The sequence below is a fragment of the Sporosarcina sp. SAFN-010 genome, assembly GCF_059415065.1.
Genome location: NZ_JBPFDS010000012.1, coordinates 40,988 through 55,089, shown reverse-complemented (window position 1 = coordinate 55,089; position 14,102 = coordinate 40,988). Strand labels below are relative to the sequence as shown.

General features: G+C 44.9%; 13 protein-coding genes. 11 read left to right on the top strand and 2 right to left on the bottom strand.

Annotated features, from left to right (window positions below; translation table 11 throughout):
- Nucleotides 1-48: 48 nt before the first annotated feature.
- Nucleotides 49-495 (top strand): RrF2 family transcriptional regulator, encoded by a 447-nt coding sequence (locus ACR65F_RS13630; RefSeq protein ID WP_039044340.1) that lies wholly within the window; start codon nucleotides 49-51, stop codon nucleotides 493-495.
- Nucleotides 496-546: 51 nt separating this feature from the next.
- On the top strand, nucleotides 547-1,473 hold the full coding sequence (locus ACR65F_RS13625) for a manganese-dependent inorganic pyrophosphatase (protein ID WP_039044313.1): 927 nt from the start codon (nucleotides 547-549) through the stop codon (nucleotides 1,471-1,473).
- 212 nt (nucleotides 1,474-1,685) lie between these two features.
- On the opposite strand, the gene ACR65F_RS13620 is transcribed toward ACR65F_RS13625, so the two are convergent.
- Nucleotides 1,686-3,068: an FAD-dependent oxidoreductase gene (locus ACR65F_RS13620; protein WP_440504727.1), complete on the bottom strand. Its 1,383-nt coding sequence runs from the start codon at nucleotides 3,066-3,068 to the stop codon at nucleotides 1,686-1,688.
- A gap of 220 nt (nucleotides 3,069-3,288) precedes the next feature.
- Here ACR65F_RS13620 and murB point away from each other — a divergent pair, with 220 nt between their 5' ends.
- Nucleotides 3,289-4,206, top strand: coding sequence for a UDP-N-acetylmuramate dehydrogenase (gene murB, locus ACR65F_RS13615; RefSeq protein ID WP_440504726.1), 918 nt, complete (start codon nucleotides 3,289-3,291; stop codon nucleotides 4,204-4,206).
- 68 nt (nucleotides 4,207-4,274) lie between these two features.
- Here murB and ACR65F_RS13610 read toward each other — a convergent pair whose 3' ends face one another.
- Nucleotides 4,275-4,949 carry a universal stress protein gene (locus ACR65F_RS13610; protein ID WP_039044310.1) on the bottom strand — a complete coding sequence of 225 codons (675 nt, stop codon included), beginning with the start codon at nucleotides 4,947-4,949 and terminating at the stop codon, nucleotides 4,275-4,277.
- A 354-nt stretch (nucleotides 4,950-5,303) separates the two neighbouring features.
- On the opposite strand from ACR65F_RS13610, the gene ACR65F_RS13605 reads away from it, so the two are divergent.
- The 8 genes from ACR65F_RS13605 to ACR65F_RS13570 all read left to right on the top strand — a co-directional run bounded on the left by ACR65F_RS13605 (nucleotide 5,304) and on the right by ACR65F_RS13570 (nucleotide 13,909).
- Nucleotides 5,304-7,709 carry a Na+/H+ antiporter subunit A gene (locus ACR65F_RS13605; protein WP_440504725.1) on the top strand — a complete coding sequence of 802 codons (2,406 nt, stop codon included), beginning with the start codon at nucleotides 5,304-5,306 and terminating at the stop codon, nucleotides 7,707-7,709.
- Nucleotides 7,696-8,121 carry a Na(+)/H(+) antiporter subunit B gene (locus ACR65F_RS13600; protein WP_440504724.1) on the top strand — a complete coding sequence of 142 codons (426 nt, stop codon included), beginning with the start codon at nucleotides 7,696-7,698 and terminating at the stop codon, nucleotides 8,119-8,121. The genes ACR65F_RS13605 and ACR65F_RS13600 overlap by 14 nt, the downstream gene beginning before the upstream one ends.
- The gene (locus ACR65F_RS13595; RefSeq protein ID WP_039044308.1) at nucleotides 8,122-8,460 is read left to right on the top strand and encodes a Na(+)/H(+) antiporter subunit C; all 339 of its coding nucleotides are present in this window, start codon (nucleotides 8,122-8,124) and stop codon (nucleotides 8,458-8,460) included.
- Entirely contained in the window at nucleotides 8,453-9,949 is a 1,497-nt protein-coding gene (locus ACR65F_RS13590; protein WP_440504723.1) for a Na+/H+ antiporter subunit D, read from the top strand. Before ACR65F_RS13595 ends, ACR65F_RS13590 begins: the two co-directional genes overlap by 8 nt.
- A 23-nt stretch (nucleotides 9,950-9,972) precedes the next feature.
- Nucleotides 9,973-10,455, top strand: a complete 483-nt coding sequence (locus ACR65F_RS13585) for a Na+/H+ antiporter subunit E (protein WP_039044306.1) — start codon at nucleotides 9,973-9,975, stop codon at nucleotides 10,453-10,455.
- The gene (locus ACR65F_RS13580) at nucleotides 10,455-10,739 is read left to right on the top strand and encodes a Na(+)/H(+) antiporter subunit F1 (RefSeq protein ID WP_440504722.1); all 285 of its coding nucleotides are present in this window, start codon (nucleotides 10,455-10,457) and stop codon (nucleotides 10,737-10,739) included. The genes ACR65F_RS13585 and ACR65F_RS13580 overlap by 1 nt, the downstream gene beginning before the upstream one ends.
- Nucleotides 10,717-11,112 (top strand): Na+/H+ antiporter subunit G, encoded by a 396-nt coding sequence (locus ACR65F_RS13575; RefSeq protein ID WP_039044305.1) that lies wholly within the window; start codon nucleotides 10,717-10,719, stop codon nucleotides 11,110-11,112. The genes ACR65F_RS13580 and ACR65F_RS13575 overlap by 23 nt, the downstream gene beginning before the upstream one ends.
- Nucleotides 11,113-11,551: 439 nt before the next feature.
- The gene (locus tag ACR65F_RS13570) at nucleotides 11,552-13,909 is read left to right on the top strand and encodes a penicillin acylase family protein (protein WP_440504754.1); all 2,358 of its coding nucleotides are present in this window, start codon (nucleotides 11,552-11,554) and stop codon (nucleotides 13,907-13,909) included.
- The last annotated feature ends 193 nt before the right edge of the window (nucleotides 13,910-14,102 follow it).

Genomic DNA, 14,102 nt, shown 5'->3' with positions numbered 1-14,102 from the left:
AATGAATGGACAAAAACGTAGGATCTTATAGAAAGAATGGTGAACGAGATGCGGTTGACGCTCTATACAGACTACTCGTTGCGAGTTTTGATTTTTTTGGCTGCCAAGCCAGAAGGCGAATTATCAACTGTAGCAGAAATATCCGAGGCATTCACGATTTCAAAAAATCATTTAACAAAAGTCGTGCATGAACTCGGCAAGGCGGGTTTCATTGAAACAGTCCGTGGTAGAGGGGGCGGGATCCGTTTGAAAGTCCGACCAGAACATATTAATGTAGGAAATGTTGTTCGCAAGACGGAAGACGATTTTCAATTGGTGGAATGCTTTAATCGGGAATCGAATCAGTGTGTCCTTGCACCTGTTTGTCAGCTGAAAGGGGTTTTGAAGGAAGCTTTGCACGCGTATTTAGCGGTGTTGGACCGTTATACAATTGCAGATTTTGTGCAAAATAAAGATGAAATCGGGATGCTTCTGTTTCCGCCGCCCTTGTCGTGATGGTAAGATAAGAAAGATGCAATAGGTAAAGACATTAGGAGGAATTCACTTATGAACAAAGTACTTGTATTTGGTCACAAAAATCCCGATACGGATTCAATCGCTTCTGCGATCACATACGCATATTTGAAACAACAAATCGGAGTGGATGCAGAAGCTGTAAGACTTGGCAGTGTTTCTGAAGAGACTGCGTTTGCATTGGAAACGTTCGGTTTTGAAGCACCACGACAAATCGATCGCGCTGCAACAGAAGCGTCAAAAGTCATTTTAGTCGACCATAACGAAAAGCAGCAAAGTGCAGATGATATTGAAGACGTTCAAGTGCTTGAAGTCATTGACCACCACCGGATTGCAAATTTCCAAACGAGCGAACCCCTTTACTATCGTGCCGAACCGGTTGGATGTACGGCGACGATTTTAAATAAGTTGTTTAAAGAGCACGGTGTAGCGATTCCGAAAAATATTGCCGGACTTATGTTATCGGCAATCATTTCTGATTCGTTGTTGTTCAAATCTCCAACATTTACTGAAGAAGACCGGAAAGCAGCTGACGAACTTGCAGAAATCGCAGGCGTGGACGCAAATGTTTACGGATTGGACATGCTTAAGGCGGGTGCAGATCTCAGCAGCAAAACATTGGAAGAACTCATTTCACTCGACGCGAAAACTTTCGAGGTCGCCGATGTGACGATGGAAATCGCTCAAGTCAATGCGGTCGATTTGAATGACGTGTTGAATCGCAAGGAAGAGTTGACAGAACTGTTGACGAAAGTAGTATCTGTGAAGAAACTTGATTTATTCTTGTTTGTCATTACGGATATTATTAACAACGATTCAATTGCAATTGCGATTGGTGAGAAAGCATTTGCAGCAATGACGGCATTTAAGGTAGTACCTGCGAATGACATGGCGATTTTAAATGGAATAGTATCGCGTAAGAAACAAATCGTTCCGGTATTGACGGAAGCATTTAAGTAAAAATGATGAAAAGCTGTCTGGAGAGTGACGTGTTCACTCACCAGACAGCTTTTTTTAGTGGAAGTATCTGTTGAATTGTGTTCGGATTCCGATTAATTCCTTGAAACTTCCGATATAAGCTTTGGTATTGCCGATTCCGCAACTCATAATACCGATTCAACCGTCGGGGTTGCCGATAATCCCGTTCATAATACCGATTCCACAATTTAACGCTAGTCCTTTTTCAAATCGAGTGGACGTGTTGCGGGACCTTCTAATACAGAACCATCTTTTCTAAAACGGGAGCCATGGCATGGACAATCCCAGGTTTCATCACCTTTGTTCCAACGGGTGCGACATCCCATGTGCGTACAAATAGGAGCATCCGTACGAGTCAAGTGACCGCCGGTAAATTCCTTTAATACAAATCCTGTCGTTTTCAAAGCCTGTAGTAAAAGTGTACCGAAGCCAGTGCGATCAGGTGCGTAAAGCGAGATGGCAGGGTTCGGTTGACCTGTAATCTGGTCAGTGACAATTTGGGCAGCTGCGAGGGAATTTGTCATTCCCCATTTACGGAAGCCTGTACAAATATGAACATATGGCATTGCGGCTGAAATTGGTCCTGCATAAGGTATTAAATCCGGAGTTGACGGATCTTGTGCAGACCAGCTATGGACCGGTTCCCCTAGATGGTAGACAGATTGCAACTCTTCCGCCAGTCGGTTGTAGTGGAGGTCTGTATCGCTCGTGACACCTGCTTTATGATCCTCACCCCCGAGTAAAAAATGAGGACGACCGTCAATGAATACAGTCCGAATTGAGCGTTTTGGTTCATCTACAGATAAGTACTGGCTTTGCAACGGCATATCAGCAGGTGCGGATATCAGATAGGAGCGTTTTACTTCCAGCTTCAAAATGTTCATACCACGTAGCGCTTCAATTGGATAATGTGTACATAACAGGAGCTCATCAAAGTTAATAACGATGTCAGATGCGAGTTGTAGAGACTTCTCTTTCAAGTCCATAGAGCGAACATCCGATTTTTCGCACAGTTGTGCACCTTCAGAAACAGCAAGCTTTGCAATATGCTGACCATATCTGACGGGGTGGAGCTGTGCCTGATTACTTAGTGTAAGTGTTTCTTTAACGGAGAGTGGTAATTCACAATTCAGACGCCGATCAAATGGAATGCCAAGTGTTTTATAGGCATCCGCTTCTTTCCTTAAAGCCGCCACTCCACTGTCAGTACTTGCGAACAATACAGAATTCGTTGAACGCAGTTCGTCACCTTCAGCAATGGACTGTGCGAACCGAATGGCATCATCGTTCGTCTTATAATAGACTTTTGCGGATTCCTCGCCGAATGTCTTCAGAAGGTCTGCATAGACTAAATCATGCTGTGTCGTTAGTTTCCCAGTCGTATTTCCGGAAGCTCCTTCAAGAATTCGATCCTTTTCAAGCAATAACACTTTTTTACCGGCTTTTGCCAACAAATACGCTGCTGTGAGACCGCATAATCCGCCTCCAATAATACAAATATCGCATGTCGTATCTGAAGAGGGTGGAAGATAGGTGTCACGAGGATAGGCTGTTTCAAGCCAGAGTGAGTTCAACATAGGGATTTCCCTCCGTGTTCATTAAGTTCATATAAGTCCATCTTCGCCAGAAATCAAAAGATTTAACGGAATGGATTGAAAATACACGGATTCTCATCAATTGTTAATGTATTACAAGTAGAATGAAACTATATAGAAAACATGTCCGTACCTCTTGTCAAATAACTATATTCACAGCATACTGTAAGAGTGGTACGTACATTCGAAAGGGTTGGGTGGAATGGCTAAGCAACAATGGCTTGCTGATTTACAAACGACGATTACTAAGGGACAGCTTTTGCTGGATGAATCCCTTTCAGCTTATACAAAAACAGAATTAGGCGGACTTGCTGATTTACTGGTGATTCCTGAGACGGTTGATGAAATGCAAACAACTGTCCGTTACGCATATGAACATGATATTCCGTTATTGCTACTTGGAAATGGATCTAACATGGTCGTTCGCGACGGAGGAGTTCGTGGCATCGTGTTGCATCCTGTGAAATTAGATGTAATTACTGTAAATGGAACGCACGTCCATGCTGAAGCCGGTGCATATATTATCGATGTGTCCAAAGCAGCTGCAGCCGCTGGATTGACTGGAATTGAATTTGCTTGTGGAATTCCGGGTTCTGTCGGAGGTGCAATGGCCATGAATGCCGGAGCATACGGCGGGGAGATAAAAGACATCATCGTGAAGTCTACCCTTATGAATCGTAAAGGTGAAATCTTTGTTTTGCAGAAAGAGGAACTTGGACTCGGTTATCGGAAAAGCATTATCGCAGACGAAGGGTACTTCGTTGTGTCTTCAGACTTTGACCTCCAGTTTGGTGACCAAGAGACGATTGATGCGAAAGTGGCAGAATTGACATTTTTGCGTGAGTCGAAGCAACCGCTCGAGTATCCATCAGCAGGAAGTGTGTTTAAACGTCCTCCCGGGTATTTCGCTGGGAAACTGATCCAGGATAGCGGGCTTCAAGGAAAAGGAGTCGGTGGAGCAGAAGTCTCAACCAAGCACGCAGGATTCATCATCAACAAAAACCACGCAACTGCAACGGACTACATTCAAACTATTGAAATGGTCCAAGCAGAAGTGAAAAGGCGTTTCGGAGTAGATCTCGAACGCGAAGTGAAAATTGTAGGAGAACCTGCGGAGTAAGAATACTATAGCGACAAAACAAAAAGCAGGGAGCGCTTCAGCACTCTCTGCTTTTACCTTTGGTTTGGTTATGCATCGATTTTACAACTGACCAGAGATGGATCCTCAACACGATCATCTGTAATTCTCACCTGGCACATCTTTCCGTCATGCATGAATTTAAAAATGCCATTATTGAAATCAGTTCCGGTCTCTTTAAAGAAAATCCCTTCAAATCGAGCGTCTTTTGTATAGTTGAACGTGATACGGAAGCCCTCTCCATCATCCGTCAGATAGGCTCGTAATCCTTTTTCGAACAACCCTTCGACATCATGCTTAATGGAACGTGCGACCGATACGACGTGGAAATCTACGAATGTAATTTCACGCAACAGGACGTTCATGAACGAACCCTTCGTAATTTCTTCCCATCGGCTTTGTGCCGTTTGCCCAATAATAATTTGCGTGACATTGCGGTCGTGAGCAACTTGTTTGATAACTTTCGCAGTGGGTCTACTTTCGTTATCCCGTACGATGAATTCGTCTGCATCGAATTCATCCGCAAGCTCACGCCATCTGTCAATGTAATCCGATTTGTCTGCATCCATATCATCTAATGGTCGTGGATCGACTGTTAAAATGTAAAGAGGGCAGTCCATCGCGCTTGCCATCTGATGACCACGACGAATAAGTCGCTCTCCGTTAGGTCCATAATACACACAGACGAGGATGCTTTCATCCATGCGTCCTTTCACTTTTCCCATGTAGTCCTCCACCTCCATAGAATCCGAATACTAGGCGATCTCACACTCGTGCGCACCGTCTCAAGTGCGATTGATGTAAATGTTGTGTATACTTTATAATGAAACCAAAACACAAACGCCATCGTTTGAACGGTAGTCCTGAAACTAAAAGATAGTTTCGGGCTTGTTCACTGTACTCACATGGCACTCATTATCGCCGGCTTTTCCATCCGCGTCAAGCCGTCACAGAAACTTTTCTGCGGATTCTTGAAAACCCCGTACAAGTACTGCTACGAATTTCCAAGCTTTCACCGTCCGTTAGAAGACTCTGATGATAGAACCCGTGTTTTCTTTTTTGATTGGGGGTACGACGAAATGATTATTCCGATACTTATATTGGTGCCGTTTCTGGCATCGCTTTTTGTCCCGTTTCTTTATACATATGTACGCAGTAAGAAAATCGGTTGGATGGTATTACCGGTTCCGTTGATTTTGTTTGTCATCCTTAGTTTTCAGATTCCAAGTCTAGCTTCAGGCGAGAACCTATTCCACACCATCCGGTGGCTAAACGCTGCCGATATCCACTTTACCACTCATTTAGACGGTCTCAGTATGATTTTGGGATTGCTCATCACAGGCATGGGAACGCTCGTTGTCATGTACTCCATTTATTATCTATCTGAACGAGAAGCACTCGGTCGTTTTTATATGTACTTGTTGTTGTTCATGGGTTCCATGCTCGGTGTCGTCTTTTCAGATAACGTCTTGGTACTCTACGTATTTTGGGAGTTAACAAGTGTTTCATCCTTCCTGCTCATCGCTTTTTGGCATCAACGGAAAAATTCTCGAGCTGGTGCGAAAAAGGCAATGCTCATCACAGTGACTGGTGGAGTCGGCATGCTTGTCGGATTCCTTATGTTGCACCAAATGACGGGGACTTATAGTATCCAAGAGATGATTGGTATGGCGGGAACATTACCGACGTACGATCTTTTCATTCCAGCGATGCTCCTCATTCTACTTGGAGCATTTACGAAATCTGCACAATTCCCATTCCATATCTGGCTTCCAGACGCGATGGAAGCGCCGACACCGGTCAGTGCTTATTTACACTCAGCTACGATGGTCAAAGCTGGGATCTATCTTGTCGCCCGCTTCATTCCTGTATTTGGTGAAAGTGAACTTTGGTTCTATTCGGTGACGTTCGTTGGGCTTTTGACCTTGTTATGGGGCTCATTCAACGCAGTTCGCCAAAATGATCTGAAAGCGCTCCTCGCCTATTCAACGATCAGCCAACTTGGGTTGATCATGAGTTTACTTGGAATCGGTTCAGCCGCCATGTTGAACATACCAGGGGCGGATAAAACGATCTATACCGCTGCGGCGTTTGCAGGACTATTCCATTTGATTAACCATTCCACATTTAAAGGCGCGTTATTCATGATCATCGGAATCGTAGACCATGAACTCGGGACGCGTGATATTCGGAAACTCGGCGGACTTGCTGTGTTCATGCCGATCACATTTACTATTGCGCTTGCAGGTAGTTTTTCAATGGCGGGATTGCCTCCGTTTAACGGATTTTTAAGTAAGGAACTCTTTTTGGAAGCGAGTCTCGCTGTGCAACACTTGGCGTTACCAGGTGTCCACATTTGGATTCCGATTGTCGCATGGGTAGCGAGTGTTCTTACATTCGTATATTGCATGATTATCGTTTTTCAAACGTTTTTTGGCCGCCAGCAGCAACAGCCTGCATGGGTCGATCGAGGAGCGCATGATCCGCGACCAGGGATGCTAGTTGCGCCATCCATTTTAGGAGTAATGATTGTAGGATTGTTCTTCTTCCCGAACGTACTGGGGAAATGGATTTTGAAGCCAGCAATGGCGGCGGTCTATCCATCGTTTGGAAATTCTGAATCACTTGTCCCGCACATTGCAGCGTGGCATGGATTGAATCCGGCACTTTGGATGACGATTGGTATCATACTGATTGGTACTATTCTCTACATTTTCTTACGTCAGTGGAGAAGGATCTATACAGTTGCGCCGTTCAGTTGGAAGATCGATAACATCTATGCGTTGTTACTTATCCAGCTTGAGGGCAACTCCTACCACCTGACGAATAAGTACATGACGGGGCATTTGCATCGTTATTTCACGTACATTCTGCTGTTTTTCATCGCTATGATGGGAACTGCGTTGAGTTTTGTATGGCGTCTAGCGTTTAACTTTTCAGAGGATTCAGTCGTAACGGTCAATGAATACATTCTCGTGATGGTCATGATGTCTGCAGCAGTTGCGATACTGTTCGTGAATTCTCGGTTGATCGCGATTCTACTGAATGGTGTCCTTGGATTTACAGTCGCATTTCTATTTGTCGTCTTACGGGCACCTGACTTGGCACTTACCCAAATCGTTGTGGAAACGGTAACTACTGTGTTGTTTTTACTGACATTCCGCTTTATGCCAGATTGGAAGAAAGAGCGTCCGCGTCGTCCAGTAAAGGTTTTGAATGCATTCATCGCGGTTGCATCAGGACTAATCGTTATCATTACAGCGCTTATGGTTCAAGGGAATCGCCTGTTTGACCCGATTTCCAAGTACTTTGAAGACGCCAAAACGCTCACGGGCGGTGGCAATATCGTCAATGCGATTTTGGGGGATTTCCGTGCATTCGATACAATGCTTGAAATTGTTGTCCTGTTGATCGGTGGACTCGGTGTCTATGTGTTGATCAAGTTAAAAGATAAAAAGGACGGTGACGGCAATGAAAATCAATGACGTCATCTTGCGCACTGTCACGAAAATTGTCGTGTTCATCATTTTAACGTTCGGTGTTGAGCTCTTCATCTCCGGGCATAACGACCCGGGCGGTGGGTTCTCTGGCGGGCTCGTACTCGCTTCGGCGTTGCTGTTGCTGTATATGACGTACGATATTGAGACGGTGCATAAAGGAATTCCGTTCGATTTCAAGAAAATTGCTGGACTTGGAGTGTTTCTAGCGGTCGCTAGTAGTGCAGTCCCTATGCTGTTTAGCAATCAATTTCTGAACCAGGCAAAAGGGGAATTTGTGTTGCCGGTTTTCGGAGCAACGGAGCTTTCGATGGTGCTACTATTTGAAGCTGGTGTTGCGCTAACCGTTGTGGGTGTCGTCGTGACGATTCTTTTGACGATCAGTGAGGATGTGAGTTGAATGGAGACCTTAATTACATTACTTGTAGGCGTTCTCGTCATGGTGGCGGTCTATTTACTGCTGTCGCGTAATTTTGTGCGGATCATTTTAGGGACTGCAATCCTTTCTCATGCCATCCATTTACTGATCCTTACGATGGGCGGATTGAAAAAAGGGGGAGCTCCGTTACTGACAGAAGAAGGTTCGACATATACGGATGCACTTCCGCAAGCACTCATTCTGACCGCAATCGTTATTAGTTTTGCTGTTACCGCGTTCCTCCTCGTTCTCGCATACCGGATTTACCGGGAAACGGGTGCTGATAATTTGGATGATGTTAGGAGAGAGTTGGATGACTAATGCACTCGTATTGCCTGTCCTTATTCCGTTACTCACTGCGATTGTACTGACATTCTTCCGGAATTCGTTCATCCTGCAGCGCACCCTCAGCTTTTTAGCAACTGCAAGTTCTGCTGGAATCGGTGTGTACTTGTTGTTGCGGATCCAATCTGAAGGCATTCTGCGATTGGACTTTGGTGGTTGGGAACCACCATACGGTATTCTATTTGTCGGAGATTCGTTCGCGCTGTTACTAGTTACGGCTGCTGCAACGGTAACAAGTATTATTTTGCTGTATGCGTTCTCGACGATTGGAGAAGCATTTGAGAAGATGTATGTCTATCCATTTATGCTTTTCTTGCTAGCGGGCGTCAACGGCTCATTCTTAACGGGAGATGTCTTCAACTTATTCGTCTGTTTTGAAGTGATGTTGCTTGCGTCTTATGCACTCCTGATTCTAGGAGGACGCAAAGTCCAGCTCGTCGAAGCATTTACTTATATTACAATTAATGTACTAGCCTCATGGTTTTTCTTACTTGCGATTGCATATTTGTACGGAGCAACAGGGACGCTCAATATGGCACAATTAGCGGAGCGTGTCGCTGAAAATGGTCAAGGTCCAGTACTAACCGTGATTAGTCTGATCTTTTTACTCGTCTTCAGTTTGAAAGCGGGGTTGTTATTGTACTTCTGGCTGCCTGGTTCCTACAGCGCGCCACCTGCAGCGATCGCAGCGTTGTTCGGCGCATTGCTCACGAAAGTAGGGATTTATGCGCTAATCCGTATGTTCACACTTGTGTTCCATCATTCTCCAGAAATTACTCAGTCAATTATCGGAATCATGGCTGCATTGACGTTGATTGGGGGAAGTATCGGTGCACTTTCATCGAGTAATATCCAGCAAATCATAGCCTATAACGTGGTCATTGCGGTGGGATTCATCCTAGTCGGACTTGCTGCTGGAAACGAAGTTGCGTTACAAGGTTCAATCTATTACGTCTTACATGACATGGTCTCAAAAGCGATGCTGTTTTTAGCAGGCGGGTTGATGATTTCATTGACAGGTAAGGCGAAAATCGGAGAACTCAGTGGGTTGATACGGAATTATCCTACACTCGGCTGGCTGTTTTTTATCGTCATGCTATCGCTCACCGGGATTCCACCATTCAGTGGGTTCATCGGAAAAGTGTTGCTCGGTGAAGGTCTGATCGAAGCGGAAACGTATGTGTTGCTGACACTAGCGTTTCTGTCGAGTTTGTTTGTGTTGTATTCGTTGTTGCGCATTTTCCTCAACTGTTTCATGGGGGAAGCGATCATCGGCAGCGAAGAACAGGTTGTGTTGAAGAAACGTACGCTGCTACCCATTGTGATGCTTGGCGTCTTGACGCTCGCAATCGGGATAGGAGCGGACGCAATTGCGCCATTTGTGAATGACGCAGCGTCGACATTGGTCAATCCGCAAACATATATTGAAGCTGTTTTAGACAAAGAAGCGATGCTGAAAAAATAGCGCAGAGGAAAGGGGACGGGAGAATGCCAGGTCAACTGTTATTAAACTTGTTCATTGCATTTTTATGGATGCTGCTCATCGATGAAGACGAATTGCGTTTTTCCACGTTCTACGCAGGCTTTCTCGTAGGAATCGGAATCCTGTTCTTCATGCACCGTTTTTTCGGCACACGCTTCTACTTACGTCGTGTCTACGCTGTCGTCCGGTTATTCTTCATCTTTGTCTCGGAATTGATCCAATCGAGTGCGGTCGTGTTGAAACAGATTTTAAGTCCACGTTTGAAGATCGAACCAGGAATTTTCAAGTATGAAACCATATTGCGTAGTGACGTGGAAATTACGATGCTGTCGATGTTGCTGACATTGACGCCAGGTTCTGTCGTAATGGAAGTGACTCCGGAAAGTGATGCGTTGTACATCCATGCGATGGACGTCCAAGAATCCCGTGATGGGCTGATCAAACAATTGAAGAACTTCGAAAAAGCGATTATGGAGGTGACCCGATAATGATTCAGACAATGCTAGCAATTTCTGTAGTACTATTTGCGATAACAATTGCGATCGCTGTTCTCCGACTTATTATCGGTCCTTCCATGCCTGATCGTGTGATTGCAATGGATGTTGTCGGTGTGAATCTGATTGCGATGATCGGAGTCGTATCCGTTGTTTACGGAACGAAAGCATACTTGGAAGTCATTCTGATTCTCGGGATCTTGTCGTTCATCAGCACAATCGCCTTTTCAAAATATATTGAGAGGGGGGTTATCGTTGAACGAAAACGAGATCGGTGAATTCATCGGCGCCCTGCTTATCCTGTTGGGAAGTATTTTTAGTGTCATCAGTGTGTTCGGGATTATCCGATTACCCGATGTTTATACACGATCCCACGCAGCGACAAAAAGCTCCACTCTATCGGTATTGCTGACGCTGATCGGTGTGTTCCTATACTTTCTGTTCCATGATCATTTCGTCAGTGTCCGCGTGTTACTAGGCATCGTGTTCGTATTCCTCACAGCCCCAGTCGCGGGGCACCTGATCATTCGTGCAGCTTATCGCTCAAAAGTGGGACTCGCAGATATTTCAGTGGAAGATGAACTCTATGAAGTCATTCATGGCGATAAACCCGTGAAGGATGAGGAGACGGAAGATGGGGAGCGCTCATAAAGCGTGAGAAGTGATCATAAAAGCAGGAAAGTGCTCATAAAGCGTGAGAAGTGATCATAAAAGCAGGAGAGTGCTCATAAAGCATGAGAAGTGATCATAAAAGCAGGAAAGTGCTTATAAAGCGTGAGAAGTGATCATAAAAGTAGGAAAGTGCTCATAAAGCGTGAGAAGTGATCATAAAAGCAGGAAAGCGCTCATAAAGCGTGAGAAGTGATCATAAAGGCAGGAAAGCGCTCATAAAGCGTGAGAAGTGCTCATGAAAGCCAGAAAACTATTCATATATCAAAAAAACATTCATAATTTCCTCCACTAACTTATCCAGGAGGACTCCCAATCCCTTTCATTTTGAAAGGGATTTTATGGTGTTACAACGAATATAGATTAAGTATAGAGAAAATTAGAAATGGGGGAAACTTACGTGGCAAAACATAAAAAGAGAATGGGGAAACCAGCGAAAATCCTACTATGGTTCATCGCTACGATTGTAGTAATCGCGGCAGCTGCACTTATTTTTGTAAACGTTTACATAGAGAAGTCGAAACCCGTGATTGAAGGGAACGTTCAGATCGCTGTATTAGATGAAAACGTAACCGTAACTCGGGATGAAAATGGCGTCCCGCACTTGGATGCCAAGTCCGATGCTGATCTGTATCGTGCGCAAGGTTATGTTCATGCGCAAGATCGTTTGTTTCAGATGGATCTCGCACGTAGACAGGCGAGTGGACGACTTTCAGAAGTCGTTGGTGCAAAAGCGATTGACACCGACAAACAGTTCCGCACATTCAGCTTGAGAAATGCAGCGGAGAAATCGTTCGACACATATAGTGACGATGCGAAACAAGTTTTGGGATGGTATGCCGATGGCGTTAATGCATTCATCGAAGAAGTAAAAGACAATGGAAAGTTGTCCTATGAATTCAAGTTGCTCGGTTACGAGCCTGAACAGTGGACACCGATCGACTCACTGACAATCGGAAAGTATATGGCGTATGACCTTGGTGGAAAGTGGACGCCTCAAGCCATGCGTCACTGGGCACTTAATAATTTTTCTGAAGAGAAAGCCCAAGATTTGTTCATCACGTATCCGGAGAATGCAGAATCCATTATGGAAGCGAATCTAAAAAATCCAGTCCAAGTCACAGGGCAGTTTGACCCTGGATTACTTCCACACGAATTCAACGGAAGTAACAACTGGGTTGTCTCAGGTGATAAAACAAAATCAGGGATGCCACTTCTCGCGGATGATCCGCATTTAGGACTGAGCACACCATCTATCTGGCATCAAATTCACTTGAAGTCTCCAGAACAGAATGTTAGTGGTGTCATTTTTGCAGGGATTCCTGGAATTATCCTCGGGCATAACGAAAAAGTTGCATGGGGAGTTACAAACGTCGGGCCCGACGTCCAAGATCTCTATATTGAAATCCCGAACCCAGATGATCCGACCCAATTCCAATATGACGACGAATGGGAACAAGCTGAAGTGCGCGATGAGACAATAAGCGTTAAAGGTGAAAAAGACGTACCTTTCGAAGTGCTGGTCACTAGGCACGGGCCGATTATTACAGATGTCATTTATAAAGATGAAAAGCCAGACGCAGTGTTTTCGATGCAATGGACGGCACTCGAGCCGAGCAATGAGCTTGAAGCAATCATGGATTTAAACAAAGCAGACGATTGGGAGTCATTTGAAACGGCATTGGAAGCTTTCAGTGCTCCCGCACAAAACTTTGTCTTCGCTTCAACGGACGGTACAATTGCGTTCAAAGCGAATGGAAAAATTCCGATTCGTAAAAAAGGGGACGCTCAGCTACCGGTTCCGGGGAATTCCTCGGAATACGGATGGGACGGTTATGTTCCGTATGATGAATTGCCGACTGTTGTAAATCCTAAAGAAGGATTCATTGCCACAGCAAACAACGAAGTAGTAGACGAAAAGTATCCATATCACATTACGAAGTTTTGGGCGCAACCGTATCGCTATGAGCGGATTGCAGAAGTGCTTCGCGATGGAGACGACTTAACAGCGGATGATATGATGAAATTACAAATGGACCAAAAGAATTTACATGCAGGAGAGTTTCTGGATTCACTAATTGGGTCAATTGAAAAGATGGACCGAAAAGGGAGATACAAGGAAATTTTGGGTCAGATGAAAGATTGGGATCAGGTGGATTCAGTGGATGCCTCGGAGCCTCTCGTATTCCATAAACTTATGAAACAATTGCCGTTGACGATGTTTGCATCAGATATGCCTGCGGATGTCTATGAGTTCATGCCAGGAAAGCCGCAGTTAACGGATCAGTTCTTGCGCAATGCGTATGCGGGAGATCCTTCTACTTGGGTGGAAGAGTATGGCGGAGTCGACCAATGGGTATATGATGCGTTTGAAAAAACAATGGCAAGCTTGAAAGAAGATTATGGGGATAAATCAGAGAATTGGCAGTGGGGCGATTTCCATCAGCTCGTATTCCCGCATCCATTGTCGAGCGCTTCACCGATTCTAGCTAATTTCTTGGATCCGAAAAAGCAACCTGTCGGTGGATCAGGTATTACAGTTCAGGCAGCATCGTTCAAGGACGATGGCAGTGCGAATCACGGAGCCTCGTGGCGCTTTGTTGCGGATCTGGATGACCTTTCGAAGGCTTATCATATTGTAGGTCCTGGTCAAAGTAGCCACGTGAAGTCGCAATGGTTCCACGACCAAGCCGATGATTGGGTCCGTGGTGATTTCCATGAGACTGTTTTAGAAGGTGACGTGAAGGACGGGAACGTGTTGACGTTAGAAGCGAAATAATTAGATGAAGCAGGGGTGCAAGTTGCCTCTGCTTTTTTTGTCTGCTCGAACCTAGACAAGTGATCGATTGAGCTACATATGTTGCCTATGTGGCTAAGGATGCTCATAAATCTCAAAAAACGCTCATAAACCTGGGAAAGTGATCATAAATCAGGAGAAACGCTCATAACCCTAGGATTGTGCTCATAAATCT

Coding starts and splice junctions, on each gene's coding strand:
- ACR65F_RS13585 (WP_039044306.1), top strand. CDS start 9,973: ATGCCAGGTCAACTGTTATTAAACTTGTTCATTGCATTTTTATGGATG.
- ACR65F_RS13605 (WP_440504725.1), top strand. CDS start 5,304: ATGATTATTCCGATACTTATATTGGTGCCGTTTCTGGCATCGCTTTTT.
- ACR65F_RS13590 (WP_440504723.1), top strand. CDS start 8,453: ATGACTAATGCACTCGTATTGCCTGTCCTTATTCCGTTACTCACTGCG.
- ACR65F_RS13570 (WP_440504754.1), top strand. CDS start 11,552: ATGGGGAAACCAGCGAAAATCCTACTATGGTTCATCGCTACGATTGTA.
- ACR65F_RS13625 (WP_039044313.1), top strand. CDS start 547: ATGAACAAAGTACTTGTATTTGGTCACAAAAATCCCGATACGGATTCA.
- ACR65F_RS13595 (WP_039044308.1), top strand. CDS start 8,122: ATGGAGACCTTAATTACATTACTTGTAGGCGTTCTCGTCATGGTGGCG.
- ACR65F_RS13630 (WP_039044340.1), top strand. CDS start 49: ATGCGGTTGACGCTCTATACAGACTACTCGTTGCGAGTTTTGATTTTT.
- ACR65F_RS13600 (WP_440504724.1), top strand. CDS start 7,696: ATGAAAATCAATGACGTCATCTTGCGCACTGTCACGAAAATTGTCGTG.
- ACR65F_RS13620 (WP_440504727.1), bottom strand. CDS start 3,068: ATGTTGAACTCACTCTGGCTTGAAACAGCCTATCCTCGTGACACCTAT.
- ACR65F_RS13610 (WP_039044310.1), bottom strand. CDS start 4,949: ATGGGAAAAGTGAAAGGACGCATGGATGAAAGCATCCTCGTCTGTGTG.
- ACR65F_RS13580 (WP_440504722.1), top strand. CDS start 10,455: ATGATTCAGACAATGCTAGCAATTTCTGTAGTACTATTTGCGATAACA.
- murB (WP_440504726.1), top strand. CDS start 3,289: ATGGCTAAGCAACAATGGCTTGCTGATTTACAAACGACGATTACTAAG.